This is a genomic window from Actinomadura craniellae, assembly GCF_003289645.1.
Classification (GTDB): domain Bacteria; phylum Actinomycetota; class Actinomycetes; order Streptosporangiales; family Streptosporangiaceae; genus Actinomadura_D; species Actinomadura_D craniellae.
Window position 1 is genome coordinate 115,140 of record NZ_QLYX01000001.1, and the last position, 21,033, is coordinate 136,172.

A 21,033-nucleotide genomic window follows, 5' to 3' on the forward strand; every position below is an offset into this window, starting at 1 on the left:
GCTGGCCGGCAACGTCGTGGTGAGCCGCCGCCTGGTGGGAGCATCGCCCTGCGCTGGATGGCACCCGACGCTGGTGGTTCACCTGCTGAGCCATAGGTCCGGGCCGAAGACCTCATAGTGGATTGCTGAGGCGGTCAGGGCGTTGTTCAGCAGGTCGCTGCGTACCGCGCGCATGAAGGGCAGCGGGCCGCAGAGGTAGGCGGTCGTCCCGCCGGGCAGGGAGAGGCCGTTCAGGTCGGCCCGGCCGGTGGAGACGTTCGGGGTGGGGAGCAGGTCGGCGCCCGATTCGTACCACAGGTGCAGGGAGGCGTTCGGCAGCCGTCCGGCGAGTTCGACCTGCTCGTCGCGGTGGATGTGGTCGGCGGGTGACCGGTCGGCGTGCACCACGATCACCCGGCGTCCGGAGGAGGTGGCCGCCAGGTGGTCCAGCATGGACAGCATGGGGGTGACGCCGATGCCCGCCGAGGCCAGCAGGAGCGGGGCGTCACCCTCGGGAAGCGTCAGGTCGCCGAAGGGCAGGGAGACTTCCAGGACGTCACCGGCCTGGGCGTGGGCGTGTAGCCAGGACGACACTTCGCCGTCGGGGACGGAGCCGTCGGCCGCCCTCTCCCGCTTGACGGTGATGCGCCAGTTCTCCCGGCCGGGTGCGGCTGACAGGCTGTATTGGCGGATCTGCCGGGCGCCGTCGGGGAGTTCCGCCCGCACGCTGACGTACTGCCCCGGCCGGAACGGCGGCAGCGGCAGCCCGTCGGGTCGCCGCAGGACGAAGGAGGCCGCGCCGGCGGACTCGTCCCGGCGTTCGGCGATCTCCAGTTTCCGCCAGACGTCGCCGTCGGCGACCGACGCCTGCTCGTACAGCCGGGCCTCCAGGGCGATGAGCGCGTTGGCCATCAGCCAGTAGACCTCGTCCCACGCGGCGGCGACCTCGGGGGTGACGGCGTCGCCGAGCACCTCGGCGACGGCGCCCAGCAGGTGCCGGCCGACGACCGTGTACTGGTCGGGGGTGATCCCCAGCGAGGCGTGCTTGTGGGCGATGCGCGACAGGACGGCGTCGGGGCGCTCGTCGGGGCGCTCCACCAGCATGGTGGCGAAGGCGGCGACGGCGCCGGCGAGGGCCTCCCGCTGGGCGCCGCTGGCCTGGTTCGCCCGGTTGAAGAGGTTCCGCAGCAGGTCGGGGTGCTCCTCGAACAGCCGCCGGTAGAACAGTTCGGTGATGGCGGGCAGGGCGGCGCCCACGGCCGGGAGGGTGGCTCGCACGACCGGGGTCGACTGGACGGAAAGCATCGGCACTCCTTTACTGGTATCTGATACTCCAATTTTTGGTCCGGCGCGGGCCGCGCGGGCGGCACCGGCCGGCACGCGACCGTCAGTCCGGGGCCCGGCCCAGGGACAGCAGCACGGGCCCGGTGGGGGAAGCCGCGAGATCGTCGACGGTGACGTGGTCCAGCGAGGCGTAGAAGGCCTCCTGCGCCTGGCGCAGCGCGTACCGCAACCGGCAGGCGCCCGCCAGGGGGCAGGGGTGGTCCCCTTCGCACACGACCGTCTCCCGGTCGCCCTCCAGCGCGCGGACCAGCTCGCCCACCCGCGTGCGGCGGCCCGGATCGGTGAGCGCGAGCCCGCCGTTGCGTCCCCGCCGGGCCTCGATCACGCCCAGATGCTGCAGGTGGGAGATCGCCTTCGCCATGTGCGTGTAGGGGACGTTCATGGCCTCGGCGATCTGCCGGGTGGTGAGCAGGTCCTCGCCGCCCATGACGGCCAGGCGCATCACCGCCCGGAGCGCCAGATCCGTGTACCTGGTCAGTCGCACACCTGCACGCTAGCAAAGTTGCATCCAAGATTCGTATTTAACGGACTGTGATACGCACCTCACCGGGGACCGACCCCGGGCCGGGCGCCCTGCGACGGCTCCCTTGCCCGCGCGGGCGGGAGGCCCCAGGCTGGCGGGCATGCGGTTGATGCATCTGGGCCTGCCCGTGCGCGACGTCCGGCGCAGCCGGCGGTTCTACGAGACCTACTTCGGGTTCGACCCGGCCACCGTCCAGGAGTACGAGGACGGGACGACGATCATCCGGGACGTCGGCGGGTTCGACCTCGCCCTGCACGGCGGCCAGGAGGTCGGAGCGCTGCCGGAGTTCCTGCACTTCGGCTTCCGGCTGTCCGGCCCGGAGGCGGTGCGCGAGCTGCTGGCCCGGGTGGAGGCCGGCGGGGCCGAGATCATCGAACGGTACGACACGCCCGCCCACGTGTCGTTCAAGTGCGCCGACCCGGACGGCCACCGGGTGGAGGCGTACTGGGAACCCGGGTGAGGGCTCGGTGCGGTGAACCCAGGTGCCGTGCGGTGCCGGAGCGCGGAGGAAATGCCGGTGGGCCAGGGGGCGGCCGCCGGCTCTTCGGCGGTTGCCGGGCTGCGAGGCGCGACGTGACCATGCCGGTGGTGGCGGATCCTGCGCAACGGTCGCTCAGTCACCGGGCAAGGTTGCATGCAACCTGCATGCTAAAGTGCTGGCATGGGAGTCATACAGATCCGGGACGTCCCTGACGAGACCGAGCGGACGCTGAAGGCGCGGGCCGAGCGCGAGGGCAAGTCGCTGACGGCCTACGTGCGCGACCTGCTGAACGAGGAGGCCGCCACCCCGACCCTGGACGAGGTGATGGCCAGGATCGCCGCTGATGAGCCGGTGCCCTACGACCCCGACTTCGTCCGCGAGAGCCTGCGCGAGGGGCATCGGTGAGCCTGGTCGTCGACGCCTCCATCGTCTTCCGCCTGCTGGCCAACGTGAAAGGCGACGACCTTCTCCGGCAGCGGCTGGCCCGCAAGCTCCATGCCCCGGCGGTGATCGACGTGGAGATCGCCTCGGTGGTGCGCGGGCATGTGATCACCAGCAAGCCGCAGGTGCGCATCTCCGAAGCGCGGGCGCAGATCATGCTGGAGCGCTACTCCCAGCTCAAGATCGTCCGCCATCCCATGCAACCGCTCCAGCGCCGCGTGCTGGAACTGCGGAACAACCTCACCGCCTACGACGGCATGTACGTGGCCCTCGCCGAACTGCTGGGGGTGCCGCTGCTCACCGACGACGCCAAGTTCGCCGGTTCGACGGGACACCGGGCCGAGATCCACCGCTACCCGCCACCCCAGGCGTAGCACGACGGCCGCACCGGGCACCTCGGGATGCGCCCGCGGCCCTCGGGCGGAGGCGTGCCGGAAATCCGGAAAGGCGCTCAGCGCAGTTCGACGCCGATGACGCAGGTGTCGTCGTCGGTGTCGGAGTTGCTGTGCGTGAGCAGGTGGTCCAGCCGCTGCTCCAGCGGCACGGCCGCCGCCCCCTCCGCGGTGGTCAGCAGGCGGTTCAGCGACTCGTCGAGGGAGCCGTCCCGGCGCTCCACCAGGCCGTCGGTGTACATCAGCAGGACGTCCCCGGCCTCCAGCGTCAGCCGCTCCTCGCCGTACTCGGCCTCGTCCAGCGCGCCGAGGATCAGGCCGCCGACCATCGGCAGGCCGGCCGTCCGGCCGCCGCGGAGCAGCACGGGCGGCAGGTGCCCGGCCCGCGCCCAGCGCAGCACCCGGGTCTCCGGGTCGTAGAGGGCGCACAGCGCGGTGGCGGTGACGTTGTCGGTCAGGTGGCAGGTGACCAGGTTGAGCCAGGCCAGCAACTGGCCGGGGCCGGCGCCGGTGGCGGCCAGGCCGCGCAGCGCGTTGCGCAGCACGACCATCCCGGTGGCGGCCTCGATGCCGTGCCCGGCGACGTCGCCGATGCTCAGCAGCACCTCCCCGGACGGCAAGACCACGGTGTCGTACCAGTCGCCGCCGACCAGGTGGTCGCTCTCGGCCGGCCGGTAGCGGACGGAGACGCGCAGGTCGGAGACGTCGAACGGCCCCCGGGTGGGCGGCATGATGGCGTGCTGCAACTGCCGGGCCAGCCGGTTGCGCTCGGCCGCCTGCTGCTCGGTGTGGGCGAGCCGGTCCCGGGTGGCGGCCAGCGCCACCTCCGTCCAGTGCTGGGCCGAGATGTCCTGGTAGGCGCCGCGTGTCGCGAGCAGGTGCCCGCCCTCGTCCAGGACGGGTTCGGCGACGACCCGGATGTGCCGGGTGACCCCGTCGGGGCGCTGCAACCGGAACGCGGCGGAGGCGGGCCGCCGGTGGTGCAGCAGGGCGCGCAGGAACCGGCCGATGTCGTTGCCGTCGTCGGGGTGGGCGTGCCCGGGCAGGCCGGCCAGCGGGACGGGCGGCGCCGTGGGCGGCAGCCCGTACAGGTCGAAGAGCTGGTCGTTCCAGGTGATCTCGCCGGTGAGGGCGTTCTCCTCGAACCCGCCGATGCGGCCCAGCCGCTGGGCGTGCTGGAGCAGGCTGGCCAGCCGGGCCGCCTCGTCCTGCACCCGCCAGATGAGCAGCACGCTGTCGCCGTGCCGGCTGACGCTGATCCCGGCGACGGCGGTCAGCGGCACCTCGTCCACCAGCGCGGTCAGCGCCATCCGCTCGGCGCGGAACGGCTCGCCGGTGGCGTGGACCCGCTCGACCTTGTCGAACAGCCCGCCTCCGTCGGCGGCCAGCGGGTACGCCTCCAGCAGCAGCGTCCCGGCGAGGACGCCGCGCGGGCGGCCGGCCGGGTCCACGAAACGGGCGTTGATGTGGTGGATGCGGAAGTCGGCGAGCCGCCCGTTGGCGTCCAGGTGCGGCCGGAGCACCAGGGCGGGGTCGTGCAGGCCGTCGGTGAGGTCGACGAGTTCCACCAGGTCGCGGGGCGGCGCGGGCAGGGCGGTGCCGCAGGCGGGACGGGTCTCCAGGGCGTGCGCGCACAGCTCGGCCAGGGCCTCGATCTGCCGCTCGACCCGCGGCGGCTGCGGCTCCAGCGGCTCCGGCCAGCAGATCTCCAGGACGCCGATGATGCGCCCGCCGGTGCCCGCGGGCACGGTCACCCGGCCGCCGCCGGGGACCTCGCGGTGCCCGACCGAGGGCAACCCGGACTCGGCGAGGGACGGGAACCACACCGCGCGCCGCTCCAGCAGGGCCCGGCGGGCCGGGGTGGCGACGCCCGGCGGGACGTAACGCCACCGCCCGGCCTCGCCGGCGGGGAACCCGGCGCAGCCGGCGAGGGCGAGGGACTCGTCGGGCCCGGCGGCCCAGACGGCGACCGCCGTGGCGCCCAGCGGGGCCAGCGCGTTCTGCAGCAGGGACTCGGCGACCGCCTGCGCGTCGCCGGCGGCCAGGGCGCCGCTCTCGGCGGTGCGCAGCCGCACCCCCAGGGAGGGGTCATCGGCGGCGGTCCGCTCCAGGAAGGTGCGGGTGACCTCGGCGAGGCGGTCGTGCGCCGCCTGGTTGACGATCTCGGCGGCCAGCTCCAGCGGGGACACGTTGGACTGCCCGGCGAGGGAGTCGAGCTGCCGGGCCGCCTCCGCCGGGCCGCAGCGCAGCCGCTCCACCAGGACGCCCTTGGCGAGCTCGATCACGCCGCGCCCGTCGGCCGCGGCGTGCGCCTGCCGCACCTCCAGGCGCAGCCGCTCCACGGTGGCCGCCAACCGGCCCAGGCTGGGCAGCGCCGGGGCACCGCTCCCGGCCGGCAGCCCCGGGACGGGGCTGCCGGGCGTGTCCCCCGCCGGGGCTCCGGGGGCGTCGCCGGGCGGCCGGTCCTCGGCCGCGGGCTCGCCGGGCCGCCGGGAAGAGTGCACTGGGCTTGCTCCTTGCCAGGAAGGGGACGGGTCGGGCGGTCGCGGCCTACGCGCCCAGCCAGCGGTGGATGCAGGCGATGAGGTCGTCGGCGTCCAGCGGTTTGGTGACGTAGTCGTTGGCGCCGGAGGCCAGGCTTTTCTCCTGGTCGCCGGGCATCGCCTTGGCGGTCACCATGATGATGGGCAGGTCGGCGTGTTCGGGCATCGCCCGGATCGCCGTGGTGGCGGTGTAGCCGTCCATCTCCGGCATCATCACGTCCATCAGGACCAGGTCGGTGCCGGGGTGCGCGGCGAGGGCTTCGATGCCGGCCCGGCCGTTCTCGGCGTGGATCACCTGCATGCCCTGAAGTTCCAGGATGCCGGTGAGGGCGAACACGTTGCGGGCGTCGTCGTCGACGACGAGCACCGTGCGGCCGGCCAGCGTGGTGTCGATCTCGCGGAGGGCGGGCTCGCCGGGGGCCTCGGGCCGGCCCAGCGGCAGCACGTCGCCGGGCGCCTCGGCCGACAGGTGCAGGGCGATGCGCTCGCGCAGCTCGTCCAGGCCGGACAGCAGTTCCAGCGGGCGGTCTCCGGCGCGTGACCGCAGCGCGCCCTCCCGGCCGGGGTCCAGCAGCCGGCCGGCGTGCGCCAGGACCGGGACGCCGAGCAGCGCCGAGTCGCCCGCCAGGGCGTCCAGGAAGCGCGCCGCCGCGTCCTCGGGCATGTCGAGTTGCAGCACGACGCAGTGGCAGGCCGCCGCGGCGAGCGCGGCGGCCGCCTCCTCGGGGCCGACGGCGGTGACGATCTCGACGGGGCCGCGCGGGTCGGCCGGTTCGCGGTGGTCGGTCAGGTCGGCGACTGCGCGCTCGGCGACCAGGGACAGCAGCCCGTTCGGGCGCTCCTCGATCACCAGCAGCCGGCGCCGGCGGGGGGCCGCCGGCGGCTCGGGGGCGGCGATCTCGCCCGCGGTCACCACCCGCGGCGCGTCCGCGAAGACCGCGGGGGCGTCCTCGAAGTCGGGGCGGGCGACGGGCAGGTAGAGGGTGAAGGTGCTGCCCCTGCCCGGCGTGCTCGTGGCGGTGATCGCGCCGCCCAGCAGGTAGGCGATCTCCCGGCTGATGGACAGGCCCAACCCGGTGCCGCCGTACTTGCGGCTGGTGGTGCCGTCCGCCTGCTGGAAGGCGCCGAAGATCGATTCGAGCTGGTGCTCGGCGATGCCGACCCCGGTGTCCTTCACCCGGAAGGCGAGGGCCGGGCCGTGGGCGCGGACCGAGGGCGGCGGCTCCGCGGCATCGGCCGGTTCGATCCGCAGCTCGACGGCGCCCGCCTCGGTGAACTTGACCGCGTTGGACAGCAGGTTGCGCAGCACCTGCCGTAGCCGCGAGTCGTCGGTGAGCAGGTCGCCGGGCACGCCGGGCGCGGTGGTGATCCGGAAGTCCAGGCTCTTCTGCGAGGTCATCGGCTGGAAGGTGGCCTCGACGTAGTCCAGCAGGTGGCGCAGCGGCACCCGTTCGGGGGTGATGTCCATCTTGCCCGCCTCGACCTTGGACAGGTCCAGGATGTCGTTGATCAGTTGCAGCAGGTCGGAGCCGGCGGAGTGGATGATGCCCGCGTACTCCACCTGCTTGGGGGTGAGGTTGCGGCCCGGGTTCTGGGCGAGCAGCTGGGCCAGGATCAGCAGGCTGTTGAGCGGGGTGCGCAGCTCGTGGCTCATGTTGGCCAGGAACTCCGACTTGTACTTGGACGCCAGCGAGAGCTGCTGGGCGCGGGTCTCCAGCTCCTGGCGGGCCTGCTCGATCTCCAGGTTCTTGGTCTCGATGTCGCGGTTCTGGCTGGCCAGCAGCGCGGCCTTCTCCTCCAGCTCGGCGTTGGAGAGTTGCAGCTCCTCCTGCCGGACCTGCAACTCCTCCGAGCGGGCCTGGAGCTCGGCGGCCAGCCGCTGGGACTCCTCCAGCAGCTCGTCGGTGCGGGCGTTGGCGATGATGGTGTTGACGTTGACGCCGACGGTCTCCATCAGCTGTTCGAGGAAGTCCCGCTGCACCGGGGTGAACCGGTGCACCGAGGCCAGCTCGATCACGCCCAGCACCTGGTCCTCGGCGATGATCGGCAGGATCACCAGGCTCCGCGGCGCGCTGTGGCCCAGGCCGGAGGAGACCGCCACGTAGTCGCCGGGAACCTCGTCCACCGCGATGGTCTGCCGGCTGCGCGCGGCCTGGCCGACCAGCGACCGGCCGAGGTGGAACCGGGTGGGGCGGGCGGAGGCGGCCGGGTCGCCGTCCTCGGGACGGCCGTAGGAGCCGACCAGTTCGAGGACGGTGCCGTCGCCGGTGTCCTCGGCCAGGTAGAACGCGCCGTACTGGGCGGCGACGAGCGGGGTCAGCTCGTCCATGATCAGCTCGGCGACGACGGCGAGGTCGCGGTGGCCCTGCATCAGGCCGGAGACCCGGGCGAGGTTGGTCTTGAGCCAGTCCTGCTCCTGGTTGGCGCGGGTGGTCTCGCGCAGGGACCCCACCATCGAGTTGATGTTGTCCTTGAGCTCGGCGACCTCGCCGGAGGCGTCGACGGTGATGGAGCGGGTGAGGTCCCCGGAGGTCACCGCGCTGGTCACCTCGGCGATCGCCCGCACCTGCCGGGTGAGGTTGCCGGCCAGCTCGTTGACGTTCTCGGTGAGCCGCTTCCAGGTGCCCGAGACGCCCTCGACCTCGGCCTGCCCGCCGAGCCGGCCCTCGCTGCCGACCTCGCGGGCCACCCGGGTGACCTCGGCGGCGAACGCCGAGAGCTGGTCGACCATGGTGTTGATGGTGGTCTTGAGTTCGAGGATCTCGCCGCGGGCGTCCACGTCGATCTTCTTGGTCAGGTCGCCCTGCGCGACGGCGGTGGTGACCTGGGCGATGTTGCGCACCTGGTTGGTCAGGTTGTTCGCCATCGAGTTGACGTTGTCGGTGAGGTCCTTCCAGGTGCCCGCCACGTTCGGCACCTGGGCCTGCCCGCCGAGCTGGCCCTCGGTGCCGACCTCGCGGGCGACCCGGGTGACCTCGTCGGCGAACGCCGACAGCGTGTCGACCATGGTGTTGATCGTCTGGGCCAGCGCGGCGACCTCGCCGCGGGCGTCCACGGTGATCTTCTGGGACAGGTCGCCGCGGGCGACGGCGGTGGCCACCTGGGCGATGGAGCGCACCTGGCCGGTCAGGTTGGACGCCATCACGTTGACGTTGTCGGTGAGGTCCTTCCAGGTGCCGGACACGCCGCGGACCGTGGCCTGGCCGCCGAGGTCGCCCTCGGTGCCGACCTCGCGGGCCACCCTGGTCACCTCGTCGGCGAACGCCGAGAGCTGGTCGACCATCGTGTTGATGGTCTCCTTGAGTTCGAGGATCTCACCGCGGGCGTCCACCCGGATCTTCTGGGACAGGTCGCCGCGGGCGACGGCGGTCGTCACCTCGGCGATGGAGCGGACCTGGGCGGTGAGGTTGTCGGCCATCACGTTGACCGACTCGGTGAGGTCCTTCCAGGTGCCGGAGACGCCCTTGACGTCGGCCTGGCCGCCGAGGCGTCCTTCGGTGCCGACCTCGCGGGCGACCCTGGTCACTTCGTCGGCGAAGGAGGAGAGCTGGTCGACCATCGTGTTGATGGTCTCCTTGAGTTCCAGGATCTCGCCGCGGGCGTCCACCCGGATCTTCTGGGTGAGGTCGCCGCGGGCCACCGCGGTGGCGACCTCGGCGATGGAGCGGACCTGGCCGGTGAGGTTGCCCGCCATGAAGTTGACGGAGTCGGTGAGGTCGCGCCAGGTGCCGGAGACGCCCTTGACGTCGGCCTGGCCGCCGAGGCGTCCTTCGGTGCCGACCTCGCGGGCGACGCGGGTGACCTCGTCGGCGAAGGAGGACAGCTGGTCGACCATCGTGTTGATGGTGTTCTTCAGTTCGAGGATTTCGCCGCGGGCGTCCACGGTGATCTTCTGGGACAGGTCGCCGCGGGCCACCGCGGTCGTCACCTCGGCGATGGAGCGGACCTGGCCGGTGAGGTTGCCGGCCATGAAGTTGACGGAGTCGGTGAGGTCGCGCCAGGTGCCGGAGACCCCCTGGACGTCGGCCTGGCCGCCGAGGCGGCCCTCGCTGCCGACTTCGCGGGCGACGCGGGTGACCTCGTCGGCGAAGGAGGACAGTTGGTCGACCATCGTGTTGACGGTGTTCTTGAGTTCGAGGATCTCGCCGCGGGCGTCCACGTCGATCTTCTGGGACAGGTCGCCGTTGGCGACCGCCGTGGCGACCTGGGCGATGTCGCGGACCTGGGTGGTGAGGTTGCCGGCCATGGCGTTCACCGAGTCGGTCAGGTCCTCCCAGGTGCCCGACACCCCGGGCACCTTGGCCTGGCCGCCGAGGCGGCCCTCGGTGCCGACCTCGCGGGCCACCCGGGTGACCTCGGAGGTGAACAGCGACAGCTGGTCCACCATGCCGTTGAACACCGAGGCGATCTCGCCGAGCAGCCCGTCGGCGTCGTCCGGGAGCCGGGTGCCGAAGTCGCCGTCCCGGACGGCGGTCAGCCCGGCCAGCAACTGCCGCAGCTCCGCCTCCCCGACCTTGCCGGCACCTTGCGCGGCCCTGCCGCGGCTCACCGCCTCGTCCGTGCCCACCTTCGCCCTACCCTTCATGCCGGTCCGGCCGGCTCCGCCCGTGCGAGCGTTTGCCCTGGGGCAAATGTATGGACCGTTGCGAGGCTACCCGACCTCCCAGGACGGTCGTCCCGCCGTCGCGTACCGATCCCGCACCGGTTTCCCCGGGGCCGGGGCGTGCCCCCGACGGGGAGATTCCGCCGGCGGTGCCCGCGTGAAACGATCGTGGCGGAACCGGACGCCGGGAGGGTGAGGGGACGATGAGCGTACCGAACGTCACGTTAAACAACGAGGTCACGATGCCGCAGCTCGGGTTCGGGGTGTGGCTGATGGACGACGCCGAGGCCGCGGAGTCGGTGGTGACCGCGCTCCGGGCCGGGTACCGCAGCGTGGACACCGCGATGATCTACCGCAACGAGGAGGGGACGGGCCGGGCGCTGCGCGCCTCCGGCGTCCCGCGCGCGGAGGTGTTCGTCACCACCAAGGTGTGGAACACCGACCAGGGCCACGACCCCGCGCTGCGGGCGTTCGACGCCAGCATGGCCCGGCTCGGGCTGGACGTGCTGGACCTCTACCTGATCCACTGGCCGGCGCCCGCCCAGGACCGGTACGTCGAGACCTGGCGGGCACTGGAACGGCTGCACGCCGACGGCCGGGTGCGGGCGATCGGGGTGTCCAACTTCACCGTCGCGCACCTGCGCCGGCTGCTCGACGAGACCGGGGTGGTGCCGGCGGTCAACCAGATCGAGCTGCACCCCTACCTGGCGCAGGCGGAACTGCGCGCCTTCCACGCCGAGCACGGCATCGTCACCGAGGCGTGGGCGCCGCTGGGCCAGGGCAAGAGCCTGCTGGACGATCCGGTGCTGCGGCGGATCGGCGCCGCGCACGGCCGCAGCCCCGCCCAGGTCGTGCTCCGCTGGCATCTGCGGCTCGGCAACGTGGTGATCCCCAAGTCGGTCACCCCGTCCCGCATCGCCGAGAACATCGACGTCTTCGACTTCGAGCTCACCGACGCGGAGATGGCCGAGATCGGCGCCCTGGACGAGGGGCGGCGGCTCGGCCCGGACCCGGAGGTCGTCTCCTAGCGGGCCCGGCCGCGCGGCTTGAGCGGGGTGGTCGGCAAGGACGGCGCGGCCAGCGGGGCACCGGCGTAGCCCCGCACGGTGCCGAAGCGCTCGTCGCCGGCGTTCCACGCGGCCCGGTACCCGGTGATCTCCTCGCCGGTGCGGGCGACGAAGTTCCACCACATGACGATCTTCTCGTCGAACGGCTCGCCGCCCAGCAGCATCACGCCGGCGGCCGACTCCGCGCGCAGCGGCAGCTCGGCCCGGCCGCTGCCCAGGTAGAGCAGCGAGCCGGGGACCAGCCGGACCCCGTCGACGTCGGCGGCGCCGTGCATGGCCAGCGCCGCGTACTCGAAGTCGGGTTCCAGCGGCAGCCGCACGTCCGCGCCCTCGGCCAGGGCGAGGTCGGCGCCCACCAGCGGGGAGTAGGCCCGGCCGGGCGAGACGGCGCCGTCCAGCTCACCCATGATCACTGTCGCGCACAGGCCCGGGGCGGTGACCTCGGGGAGCGCCGGGTGGTGCTCGAAGTGCGGCGCGACCTGGCGGTAAGCGTCGGGGAGGGCCACCCACAGCTGGGCGCCGTGCAGGATGGCCGGGTGGTCGGCGGGTGACTCCTCCGAGTGCGAGATGGCCCGCCCGGCGGTCATCAGGCTCAGCTGGCCGGGCCGCACCGGTTGCAGGCTGCCCAGGCTGTCGCGGTGCAGCACCTCACCGGAGTGCAGCCAGCTCACCGTCTGCAACCCGGTGTGCGGGTGCGGCGGCACCTGCATTCCGGGCTCGTCGACGATGTCGTCGGGGCCGTAGTGGTCGATGAAGCACCAGGCGCCGATCATCCGCCGGCCCAGGGTCGGCAGCAGCCGCCGCACCCGGGTGCTCTCGCCCAGTTGCACCTGGCGCGCGGCCATCAACTCGCGGACCGGCTCGCCGGGCACGCCGCCGCGGCCGCCCAGCACCGCCGGGTCGGGCCGCAGGTCGAGATTGCTCATGCTCGTTCTCCCCCCGCCCGGCGAGCGGGCCGGGCACCCCCCACTGTAGGAGAGTGCCCGGCCCTGGTGGACGGTCAGCCCGCCGAGATCGACGTCCAGTACAGCGACCGGGCGACCTGGGCGAACAGTCCCTTCGGATGGTTGCGGAACAGCGGTTCGGTGCCGAACAGCACCACCGCGGCACCGCGCTCGTCCACGCCCCGCACCACCGTGGCCTGGCCCTGCGCGGCGGCGGGACCGCCGGTGCCGTCGGCGTTGGGCCGCCAGTGCCCGGACACCAGCGGCCCGGTGCCGGCGTACCGCTGCTCGGCCGTGACCTCCGGGCCGAGCCCGGTGAACCAGCGCGGCGAGTACACGAACGAGTGCGCCGGCGCCCCAGCGGTGATCGGCCCGCCCGCGTTGGTCACCGAGACCACGCCGTTGGCGTCGCCGCGGCCCGCCACGTGGGTGGCGGTCAGCAGCCCGGCCGCCTGGTTGAACGTGGCGCCGGTGCCGCCCCGGGTGACGACCCCGCCGCGGGCGAGGAAGCCGTCCAGCGCGGTCCGCGCCGCCTCGTTCAGCTGGGCGAAGGACAGCCCGCTGGAGACGTACAGGACGTCCACCCCGGACCAGTCGAAGCCCGCGTTGAGCACGGCGGTCGAGACGGGCTTGAGGGTGAAGCCCATCTCCTGCAGCGAGTAGACCTCGTCGGCGCCACCGGCCACCGCGACGGTCAGCCGGCGCAGCGGCTGCCCGCCCGCCGACCGGGCCCGGTCGAACCGCACGCCGTACCGGTCGGCCAGCGTCCCGGCCAGGGAGCGGGCCGAGCGCGGGACGACCACGCCGCCGTCACCGCTCCACTTCACCGCGACGCCCTCGGCGAGCAGCGCGTTCAGCGCGGAGACCTCGGCCGGGGTGTCCAGCCGCAGCGCCAGGTCGCCCCAGCCCTCCACCGCGCCGGCGGGGGAGGCCACCGGCACCGGCCTGGTCTGGACCCGGCGCAGGTCCCCGGAGGTCACCGCGTCGACGGTGGCGCCCCACAGGTGGGCCAGGCTCCAGCCGGAGATGTCGTACATCGCGTCCACCTTGGGACTGATGTCGGCGCCCGGCTCCAGCATCACGTTGGCCAGGCCGCGCTTGGGCTGGTGCATGTCGACCACGTACGAGCCCGCCGGGTAGGTCTTGCCGCCCAGCGAGAACGGCCTGACGGCGCGGGTCACCCGCACGTCGTTGGCGACCATGTGGTCCACCAGCCTGGCCGCCGCGGTGGCGGACCGCTGCCCGGACCCGGCCGGCACCACGTACGCCCGGGGGAACGTCGTGGTGTAGACGTCCTCGGGGCCGAAGCCCGGCACGATGCCCAGCGGGGCGGGGCGGGAGGGCTCACCGGCCGCGCCGCGCCGGAACACCTCGATCTGGTCCGCGACCATCTGGGCCCGCTTGGCGTGCACGTGGGAGATCGTGGCGTCGATCGTGGCGCCCGCGATGGCGGTGTTGATCGCCGCGCGGCGGCGCAGTTCCGCCTCGGGCAGGTTGGTGTAGTCGGCGTTGTTGACCCGCAGCGGGATCTCGACGGTGTGCGAGGCGACCGCGCCGTGGAACGGGGCGTACTGCGGGGTGAAGATCGGCGGCCAGTCGTCCCAGCCCTCGTCCCAGTCGCGGAACGGGATCTGCGGGGGCTGGACGCCGTCGGCCTCGGGGGTGTAGCCCAGCGCCTTGACCGCGGCCTCCATGCCCAGGCCGTTGGCGTAGGTGTTCTTGATGAACAGGTCGTACTCGTAGTTCTGCCCGTGCGGCGGGGTGGTCGGCTCGATCAGCGTGCCGTTCACGTAGCCGTGCAGGTCGATCATCGCCACCGGCTGGGTGTCGATCATCACCTGCTGCATGGCCCGCACCTCGGGCTGGGAGCCGGTGATGAAGTCGCGGTTCATGTCGAACCCGGCGCCGTTGGCCCGGGTGCCGCCGGCCCGGCCGTCGGGGTTGGCGGTGACGTTGAAGTACAGCCGGGTCGAGTCCAGCAGCGCCCGGGTGGCGGGGTCCTTGGCGGCGGCCAGCCGCTCGATCGCCTTGAGGGTGGCGTCCGTGCCCTCCCACTCGTTGCCGTGGATGTTGTTGTTGATGAAGACCGGGGCCTTGTAGTCGCGCTTGATCCAGGGGTCGCGGGCCGCGGCGGCCGGGTCGTCCTCGATCTTCTCCCGCATCCGCTCCTGGGCGCGGGCCTCGGCGCCGCTCTCGGGCGCGGTCACGGTGACCAGGTACAGCTCGCGTCCCTGGTGGCTGCGGCCGATGACCTCGACGCTGACCCGGTCGCCGACCCGCTGCAGCGCGTTCAGCTTCGGCGCGATCGCGTGGTAAGGCGTCAGCCCCAGCTTGATCGAGAAGTCGGCGGGGTTGGTGGCGGGCTCGGTGAGCGTGACCCGGCGCGGGTAGCCCTTGGACCGGTCCCGGGGGAACCGGGTGTGGTCCGCGCCGCGGCCGAGGCCGCGGACGGCGCCCGCGGTGGAGTTCCGCTCCGGACCGTTGCCGAAGTCGCGGAGCGTGTGGGGGGAGCGGCGGGGCTGCGGGTCGGCCGCCGCGGGCATGGCGGGAAGGGCGAGCGTGGACACGACGACCACGCCCAGCAGCGGATGGGAGAAACGTTTCAACACCGGTGACCTCCGTGCAGAAGGTGTCATTCCGGTGTCTATCGCCCAAGATCGTCAGGCGCCAGGGGGGAGCGGATGACGATCGGCTCACAACTGTGTACGGGCGCCGCCGCTCAGGGCAGCGGGACGTTGTAGGCGAGCAGGGCGGCGTCGCCCGCCCTGTCACCGGCCGGGTCACCGGCTGGGTCGATCCGCAGTTCCATGGGGGAGCAGTTGCGCACCAGCGGGAAGACGCGCCGGTAGTCCTCCAGCGGGACGCCCAGCGACTCGCACAGCACCAGCCGGAGCAGCGTGTTGTGCGCCACCACCAGCACCCGCCCGCCGGGGGCGCCCGCCGCGATCCGGCGCAGCGCGGCGGTGCCGCGCTTGGCCGCCAGCCGGAAGTCCTCGGCGCCGGGGAACGCGCCGCCGACCGGGTCGGCCCGGAACGCGGCGGCCTGCTCGGGCGGCAGTTCGGCCAGCGTCCGGCCCTCGGCGGAGCCGAAGTCGACCTCCGCCAGGTCGGCGTCGATCCGGACCGTCAGGCCGAGCGCCCGGGCCGCCGGCGCGGCGGTCGCCCGGGCCCGGCTCAGCGGGGAGGCCCAGACCTCGGCCGGTTTCAGGCCTGGTTCCAGGCCCGCCGCCCAGCGGCCGAGCCGTTCGGCCTGCTCCGCCCCCCGGGCGGTCAGCGCCACGTCGCTGCTGCCGGCGTACCGGTTCTCGGCGTGCCACACGGTCTCGCCGTGCCGCACCAGGTACAGGGTCGTGCTCGTCATCGTCGAGATCCCACCGTCGCTCCGTGCCCCGCGTCCGCCGCCATCCTGACGCGCGGTGACGGTGCCTCGCAGGCGTTCACCGGACGGCGGTGTTCCCCGGAACGCCCGGCCCTACCGGTGCCGCCGGCCGGGCTTCGGGGGTTACGCCCTGTATGCGGGCGCTTTACCTGAGTGGGAATTAGGAGGGTATCGCACGTGTTACCTCCCATTGATAGATCCATGACCGATATGACGTGATCCCTCAAGGGTCTGTTCCGGGTGTCCGCAACTTTGGAACGCTCGAAACCCCGCGAATATGGGGATATCGTGCCCATGGGCGGTGGCGCACCCGGCGGATCACACCGAAGCGGCGGTCAGTCGTGCGTGACCTGGCATGAGGTTGTATGTTACGTAGGTATTACACCCTCGTTACGGCCGGGGTCTCGGTCCCGCTGCCTCGCACGATGGACCACGTCGTACACCGCACTCGGATGAGGTAGGGATTCGTGAGCGCTCTCACTTCGGCCGAAGCGCCCTTTGGCGCCCCGGGCCCGGACACCGCCGAACGGATCGCGCTGACCCGTCCCCAGCTCGTCGCCCGGGCGGCGTACGCCCTGCGCGGCAACGACCAGGGGCGGCTGCACGTCGCCGCGCCCAACCTGTACCCGCACATGTGGAGCTGGGACGCCGCGTTCGTCGCGATCGGCCTGGCCCGGCTGTCCACGCTCCGCGCGCTGGACGAGCTCGAGACGCTGTTCGCCGCCCAGTGGCGCACCGGCCTGGTGCCGCACATCGTCTTCACCGACGGCGACGCCCCCTACGAACCCGGCCCCAAGCGGTGGACCTGCCGTGAGCTGTGCGCCGACGCGCCGAGCGGCGCGTCCACCAGCGGGCTGATCCAGCCGCCGGTGCACGGGGTGGCGGTGCGCCGCATCCTCGACGCCGCCCGCTCCGCCCCCGCCGCCGAGCGCCGCGAGGTCGTCGAGCGCATCCGCGCGCTCTGGCCGTCGCTGCTCGCCTGGCACCGCTACCTGGCCGCCTACCGGGACGCCGACGGCCTCGGCCAGCTGATGATCTACCACGGCTGGGAGAGCGGGATGGACAACTCCCCCCGCTGGGACGCCCCCTACGCCGCCGTGCTGCCCGGCGCCGAGTTCGTCCCGTTCCGCCGCGCCGACCTGAACGCGCTCGGCCTCACCGGGGGCGCCCCCTCGCAGCGTCCGACCGACGCCGAGTACGCCAAGTACCAGTGGCTGATCCAGGAACTGCGGCAGGTCCGCTACGACGACAGCCGGGCGCGCGACTCGCTCAGCTTCCGGGTCGCCGACGTCTTCGCGGCCGCGATCTTCGTCGCCGCCAACGAGGAACTGGCCACGGTCGCCGACGAGCTCGGGCTGCCCGGCGCCGACGAGCTGATCGGGTACGCCGACCGGTTCCGGCACGGGGTGCTGGCCACCACCGACGAGCGGGGCTTCGCCGCCGACCTCGACCTGCGCGCCGGGACGGTCCTGCGCACCGAGACGATCGCCGGCTTCGCGCCGCTGTTGTCGGGCGGGCTCGACCCGGCCCGGCAGGCGGCCCTGCTCGCCGAGCTCACCTCGCCGCGCTGGTGCGGGCACCCCGCGCTGCAGTACGCCGTGCCGCCCACCACCAGCCCGCTGGCGGTCGAGTTCGACCCGGTCCGCTACTGGCGGGGCCCGCAGTGGCCGCCGATGACCTGGCTGCTGATCTGGGGGCTGGAGCGCTCCGGCGAGCAGGAGGCCGCGCTGGCCATCCGCGAGGCCGCCATCGACCAGCTCGCCGACGGGCTGTTCGCCGAGTACTACGACCCGTTCACCAGCGCCCCGCTGGGCGCCCGCCCCCAGTCCTGGAGCGCCGCGGTCGCCCTCGACCTGCTGGCCCGCTGAGGTCCTAGCCCGGAGAGGGCGCGTGGCCGGTGCGGAGCGCCGCCAGCGCCCGCCGGGCGTCCTCGGGGTCGGCGCCGAGGTCGTGGCCGCTGAACAGGTGCACGTCGTCGCCCACGTCGATCTCCAGCAGCCGTGACCGCACCCCGTGGTGCCGCCGCTCGTCGACCCGCACCGCGACCACGTCCGCCCACGGCACGTGCCGCCGGCCCGCGAACCCGCGGACCACGGTCACCCCGGTGCCGTCGGCCGCCAGCCGGACCGGGGCCAGCACGTCGCGCAGCGCCAGCACCCCGGCCGCCACGGCGCCCGCCCCGGCCAGCAGCACGCCGCGCGGGTCGCCGAGCGAGAGCGCGGCCAGCACCGCCAAAGCCAGCGCCGCCGCCCCCTTCAGGGCCGCGTGCCGGCCCGGCACCCGCCATGCGATCTCCGCCATTCCCCCAGCATGCCAGCCCGCCGGAGCCGGCGGCGCTCACGGCGTGCGGACGGGGACGCGGCGGCCCCACCGGGTCCGGCCCCAGGGCTTGAGGATCGACAGCCCGGTCATCACGACATAGAGGGTCAGCGCCACGCTCGGGCCGACGACCAGGTCGGCGGCGACGCCGCCCGGCACCGGCTCCCCGGTGCGCACCGCGGCCGCGGCCTCGTGCAGGCCGGAGCGCAGCGCGAAGGTGGAGGCGGTCAGCGCGACCACGGTCAGCACGAACTTGACCGCCACCCAGTAGTGCCGGAACAGCCCCCAGACCGTGCCGAGCGCCAGGGCCAGCCCGGTGAGCAGCGCGAGCAGGCCGATCGGGACGAGCAGCGTGTCGCCCAGCAGTTCCATCGCCAGGTAGGCGCCGTGCACCAGCGCGGGGTCCCCGCTCGCCAGCGCGGCGATGCCCAGCGCGAGCAGGCCGAGGTCGAGCCCCAGCCAGCCGGCCGAGAAGATCACGTGCAGCAGCAGGACGGCCCGGCGGGCTCGGCGGGGGAGCCGGCGGGGCGCGGAGGCGGTGTTCATGCGGCGACCCTGCCGGGCGGGTCCGCCCGCCCGCGTCGCCCCGGCAGCGGCTCGGCGACTGCTCCGGCGGACGTACGGGGCGCCCCGGCCGCTACCCCGGCCGGGGTACGGAACCCGGCGGGCCGCCGGGGAGTCCAACGGCTCGGTCCCCTGCGGTGAGGAGCACGACATGACCGAGAACGGACCACCGGACTGCCCGCGCTGCGGCACCGAGCCGCTGCCGGTCCTGTACGGCCTCCCGGGACCCGAGATGTTCGAGGCGGCCGAGCGGGGCGAGATCTCCCTCGGCGGCTGCGAGGTCTACGACGACGCTCCGCGCTGGCGGTGCCGGGGCTGCGGCGGGGAGTTCGGCCGGCTCGGCGACCCGCGATGAACCGCCCGGCCCGGTCTAGGGGGCTGCGACCGGGCCGGGCGGTGGCTCAGGTGCGGTCCAGCGCGCGGTCCAGGTTGACCGCGGCGCTGATCAGGGCCAGGTGGGTGAACGCCTGCGGGAAGTTGCCCAGCGCCTCGCCCGACGGCCCGATCTCCTCGGCGTACAGGCCCACGTGGTTGGCGTAGGTGAGCATCTTCTCGAAGACCATCCGGGCCTCCTTGACCCGTCCGGCCTGGGTGAGCGCGTCGACGTACCAGAACGAGCAGAGGTTGAAGGTGCCTTCCTCGCCGGTCAGGCCGTCGTGCCCGGTGATCGCGTACCGGTGCACCAGGCTGTCGGAGACCAGTTCGTGGCCGATCCGGTCCAGGCTCATCAGGAACCGGGGGTCGGTGGGCCCGGAGAACTTCACCAGCGGCATGCACAGCAGCGAGGCGTCCAGGTGCTTGCTGCCGGGGTACATGACGTAGCTGCCGAGGTCGGGGTCCCAGCACTCCTGCTGGACGAAGCGGTACGCCTTGGCCGCGTGCTTGCGCCACTTGGCGAGCGGGCCGGGCAGCCCCCGGTCGTGCGCCAGCCGGCCGGCCCGCTCGAAGGCCACCCAGGTCATCAGCGCCGAGTAGGTGAAGCGCTGGCGCGGGCCGCGCACCTCCCAGACGCCCTCGTCCGGCTCCTCCCAGTGGGCGGCCAGCCAGTCGAGCCGCTTCGACAGCGCCGCCCACAGGTCGTAGGAGATCGGCACCTCGCGGTTGTAGAGGTAGACCGAGTCCATCAGCTCGCCGTAGACGTCGAGCTGCCGCTGGCCGACCGCGTTGTTGCCGATCCGGACGGGCCGGGAGTCGCGGTAGCCGGAGAGGTGGTCGAGGACCTGCTCGGGGATCTTGTCGCTGCCGTCGACCGTGTACATGATCATGATGTCACGTTCCAAAGTCGCCGATTCGCAGCGCCGCTCGATCCACTCCATGAACGCGGCGGCCTCCTCCAGGAAGCCGAGCGTCATCAGCGAGTAGATGGTGAACGCGGCGTCGCGCAGCCAGCTGTAGCGGTAGTCCCAGTTGCGCACCCCGCCCACGTGCTCGGGCAGCGAGGTGGTCGGCGCCGCGACCAGGGCGCCGGTGGGGTGGTAGACCAGCAGCTTGAGCGCCAGGGCGGAGCGCTGCACCATTTCCCGCCAGCGGCCCCGGTAGCGCGACTGCCCCACCCACCGCTGCCAGAACGAGGAGGTCTGCAGGAACAGCTCGTCGACCTCGCCCGGCACCAGCGGGTGGACGTCGCCGTTCCACTCCAGGATCAGCTCGGCGGTCTCGCCCTCCTCCAGGGTGAAGCTCGCCCGGACGCCGTCCTCGACGATCGTGAGCGGGACGCTGGAGCGCAGCACGCACCGCCCGGCCGGCGACTCGAAGACGGCGCCCATGCCCGCCACGAGATGCACCGTGTGGTCCACCCGGGCGTAGTCGAAGGCCGGGTGGCAGGCGACCTCGAAGGTGGCCCGCCCGCGCACCGCCCGGGCCTGCCGGACGAGGAGGTCACGGGGCAGGGCTACGCCGCTGGTCTCCGGCACCATGAAGTCGATCACCTCGCCGACGGCCTCGGCCGTCATGTAGCGGGTCATCAGGATGTTGGTGTCGGGGAGGTAGAGCTGTTTCGGGCGGGTCATCGTGCGGCAGGACAGCGAGAAATAGCCGCCCTTTCCGGCGTCGAGCAGGGACGCGAACAGGGAGGGCGCGTCGAACCGGGCGGGACAGTACCAGTCGATGGTCCCGTCCGTGCCGACGAGCGCGACGGTGCGCAGATCGCCGATGATGGCGTGCTCTTCGATCGGGAGGTAGCGGCCGTCCTGGGCCGCGCTACGTGGGGGCACAGCTCCGATGATCCGGCCGTATGTTACATCCGCTTTTCTGGCACGTTACAACGGCAATGCGGTATGGAACGGTCCATCCTTATTTGCGGTGAATGGACGGCGACAAATCAGAACGGCTTCCGAAATGCCGGATTCAATACTTTCTGTACTGCTTGCTGTGCCCCGCGCTCCCGCCGCGCGTACGGACCTGCCAAGCTGTGCTTCGCCCCGGATTGTAGAGAAACCGCAGAGACAGCTCTCG

The 21,033-nt window shown here is 73.0% G+C and carries 16 protein-coding genes; 6 read left to right on the forward strand and 10 right to left on the reverse strand.

Annotation, left to right across the window (positions count from 1 at the left end):
• Positions 1-78: 78 nt before the first annotated feature.
• Complete coding sequence (locus DPM19_RS00450; protein WP_111862744.1) at positions 79-1,284, reverse strand: globin domain-containing protein; 1,206 nt, start codon at positions 1,282-1,284, stop codon at positions 79-81.
• Positions 1,285-1,366: 82 nt separating this feature from the next.
• On the reverse strand, positions 1,367-1,807 hold the full coding sequence (locus DPM19_RS00455) for an RrF2 family transcriptional regulator (protein WP_111862745.1): 441 nt from the start codon (positions 1,805-1,807) through the stop codon (positions 1,367-1,369).
• Between the two features lie 139 nt (positions 1,808-1,946).
• Between DPM19_RS00455 and DPM19_RS00460 the strand changes: the two genes are divergently transcribed.
• From DPM19_RS00460 to DPM19_RS00470, 3 genes are all read left to right on the forward strand, one after another.
• Entirely contained in the window at positions 1,947-2,306 is a 360-nt protein-coding gene (locus DPM19_RS00460; RefSeq protein ID WP_111862746.1) for a VOC family protein, read from the forward strand.
• 201 nt (positions 2,307-2,507) lie between these two features.
• Positions 2,508-2,732: a FitA-like ribbon-helix-helix domain-containing protein gene (locus DPM19_RS00465; protein WP_111862747.1), complete on the forward strand. Its 225-nt coding sequence runs from the start codon at positions 2,508-2,510 to the stop codon at positions 2,730-2,732.
• A complete protein-coding gene (locus tag DPM19_RS00470) occupies positions 2,729-3,142 on the forward strand; it encodes a type II toxin-antitoxin system VapC family toxin (protein ID WP_111862748.1) in 414 nt (137 codons plus the stop codon). Before DPM19_RS00465 ends, DPM19_RS00470 begins: the two co-directional genes overlap by 4 nt.
• 77 nt (positions 3,143-3,219) lie before the next feature.
• Here DPM19_RS00470 and DPM19_RS00475 read toward each other — a convergent pair whose 3' ends face one another.
• Both DPM19_RS00475 and DPM19_RS00480 read right to left on the reverse strand, forming a co-directional pair.
• Positions 3,220-5,664, reverse strand: a complete 2,445-nt coding sequence (locus DPM19_RS00475) for a SpoIIE family protein phosphatase (protein WP_111862749.1) — start codon at positions 5,662-5,664, stop codon at positions 3,220-3,222.
• A gap of 46 nt (positions 5,665-5,710) precedes the next feature.
• The gene (locus DPM19_RS00480; protein WP_233509728.1) at positions 5,711-10,270 is read right to left on the reverse strand and encodes a HAMP domain-containing protein; all 4,560 of its coding nucleotides are present in this window, start codon (positions 10,268-10,270) and stop codon (positions 5,711-5,713) included.
• A gap of 239 nt (positions 10,271-10,509) precedes the next feature.
• Between DPM19_RS00480 and DPM19_RS00485 the strand changes: the two genes are divergently transcribed.
• Positions 10,510-11,334, forward strand: coding sequence for an aldo/keto reductase (locus DPM19_RS00485; protein WP_111862751.1), 825 nt, complete (start codon positions 10,510-10,512; stop codon positions 11,332-11,334).
• Here the strand turns inward: DPM19_RS00485 and DPM19_RS00490 are convergent.
• The 3 genes from DPM19_RS00490 to DPM19_RS00500 form a co-directional block, all read right to left on the reverse strand.
• A complete protein-coding gene (locus DPM19_RS00490) occupies positions 11,331-12,299 on the reverse strand; it encodes a pirin family protein (RefSeq protein WP_111862752.1) in 969 nt (322 codons plus the stop codon). The genes DPM19_RS00485 and DPM19_RS00490 overlap by 4 nt on opposite strands.
• 74 nt (positions 12,300-12,373) lie before the next feature.
• A complete protein-coding gene (locus DPM19_RS00495) occupies positions 12,374-14,926 on the reverse strand; it encodes a M14 family zinc carboxypeptidase (protein WP_233509729.1) in 2,553 nt (850 codons plus the stop codon).
• A gap of 110 nt (positions 14,927-15,036) precedes the next feature.
• Complete coding sequence (locus tag DPM19_RS00500; RefSeq protein WP_111862754.1) at positions 15,037-15,678, reverse strand: histidine phosphatase family protein; 642 nt, start codon at positions 15,676-15,678, stop codon at positions 15,037-15,039.
• A gap of 485 nt (positions 15,679-16,163) precedes the next feature.
• Here DPM19_RS00500 and ggh point away from each other — a divergent pair, with 485 nt between their 5' ends.
• A complete protein-coding gene (gene ggh, locus DPM19_RS00505; RefSeq protein WP_233509730.1) occupies positions 16,164-17,564 on the forward strand; it encodes a glucosylglycerate hydrolase in 1,401 nt (466 codons plus the stop codon).
• 4 nt (positions 17,565-17,568) lie between these two features.
• On the opposite strand, the gene DPM19_RS00510 is transcribed toward ggh, so the two are convergent.
• Positions 17,569-17,997, reverse strand: coding sequence for a PH domain-containing protein (locus DPM19_RS00510; RefSeq protein ID WP_111862755.1), 429 nt, complete (start codon positions 17,995-17,997; stop codon positions 17,569-17,571).
• 36 nt (positions 17,998-18,033) lie between these two features.
• The gene (locus tag DPM19_RS00515; RefSeq protein ID WP_111862756.1) at positions 18,034-18,561 is read right to left on the reverse strand and encodes a DUF2269 domain-containing protein; all 528 of its coding nucleotides are present in this window, start codon (positions 18,559-18,561) and stop codon (positions 18,034-18,036) included.
• A 169-nt stretch (positions 18,562-18,730) separates the two neighbouring features.
• Between DPM19_RS00515 and DPM19_RS00520 the strand changes: the two genes are divergently transcribed.
• Positions 18,731-18,934 carry a hypothetical protein gene (locus tag DPM19_RS00520; protein WP_111862757.1) on the forward strand — a complete coding sequence of 68 codons (204 nt, stop codon included), beginning with the start codon at positions 18,731-18,733 and terminating at the stop codon, positions 18,932-18,934.
• 46 nt (positions 18,935-18,980) lie between these two features.
• On the opposite strand, the gene DPM19_RS00525 is transcribed toward DPM19_RS00520, so the two are convergent.
• A complete protein-coding gene (locus tag DPM19_RS00525) occupies positions 18,981-20,792 on the reverse strand; it encodes a glycoside hydrolase family 15 protein (RefSeq protein WP_111862758.1) in 1,812 nt (603 codons plus the stop codon).
• Between the last annotated feature and the right edge of the window lie 241 nt (positions 20,793-21,033).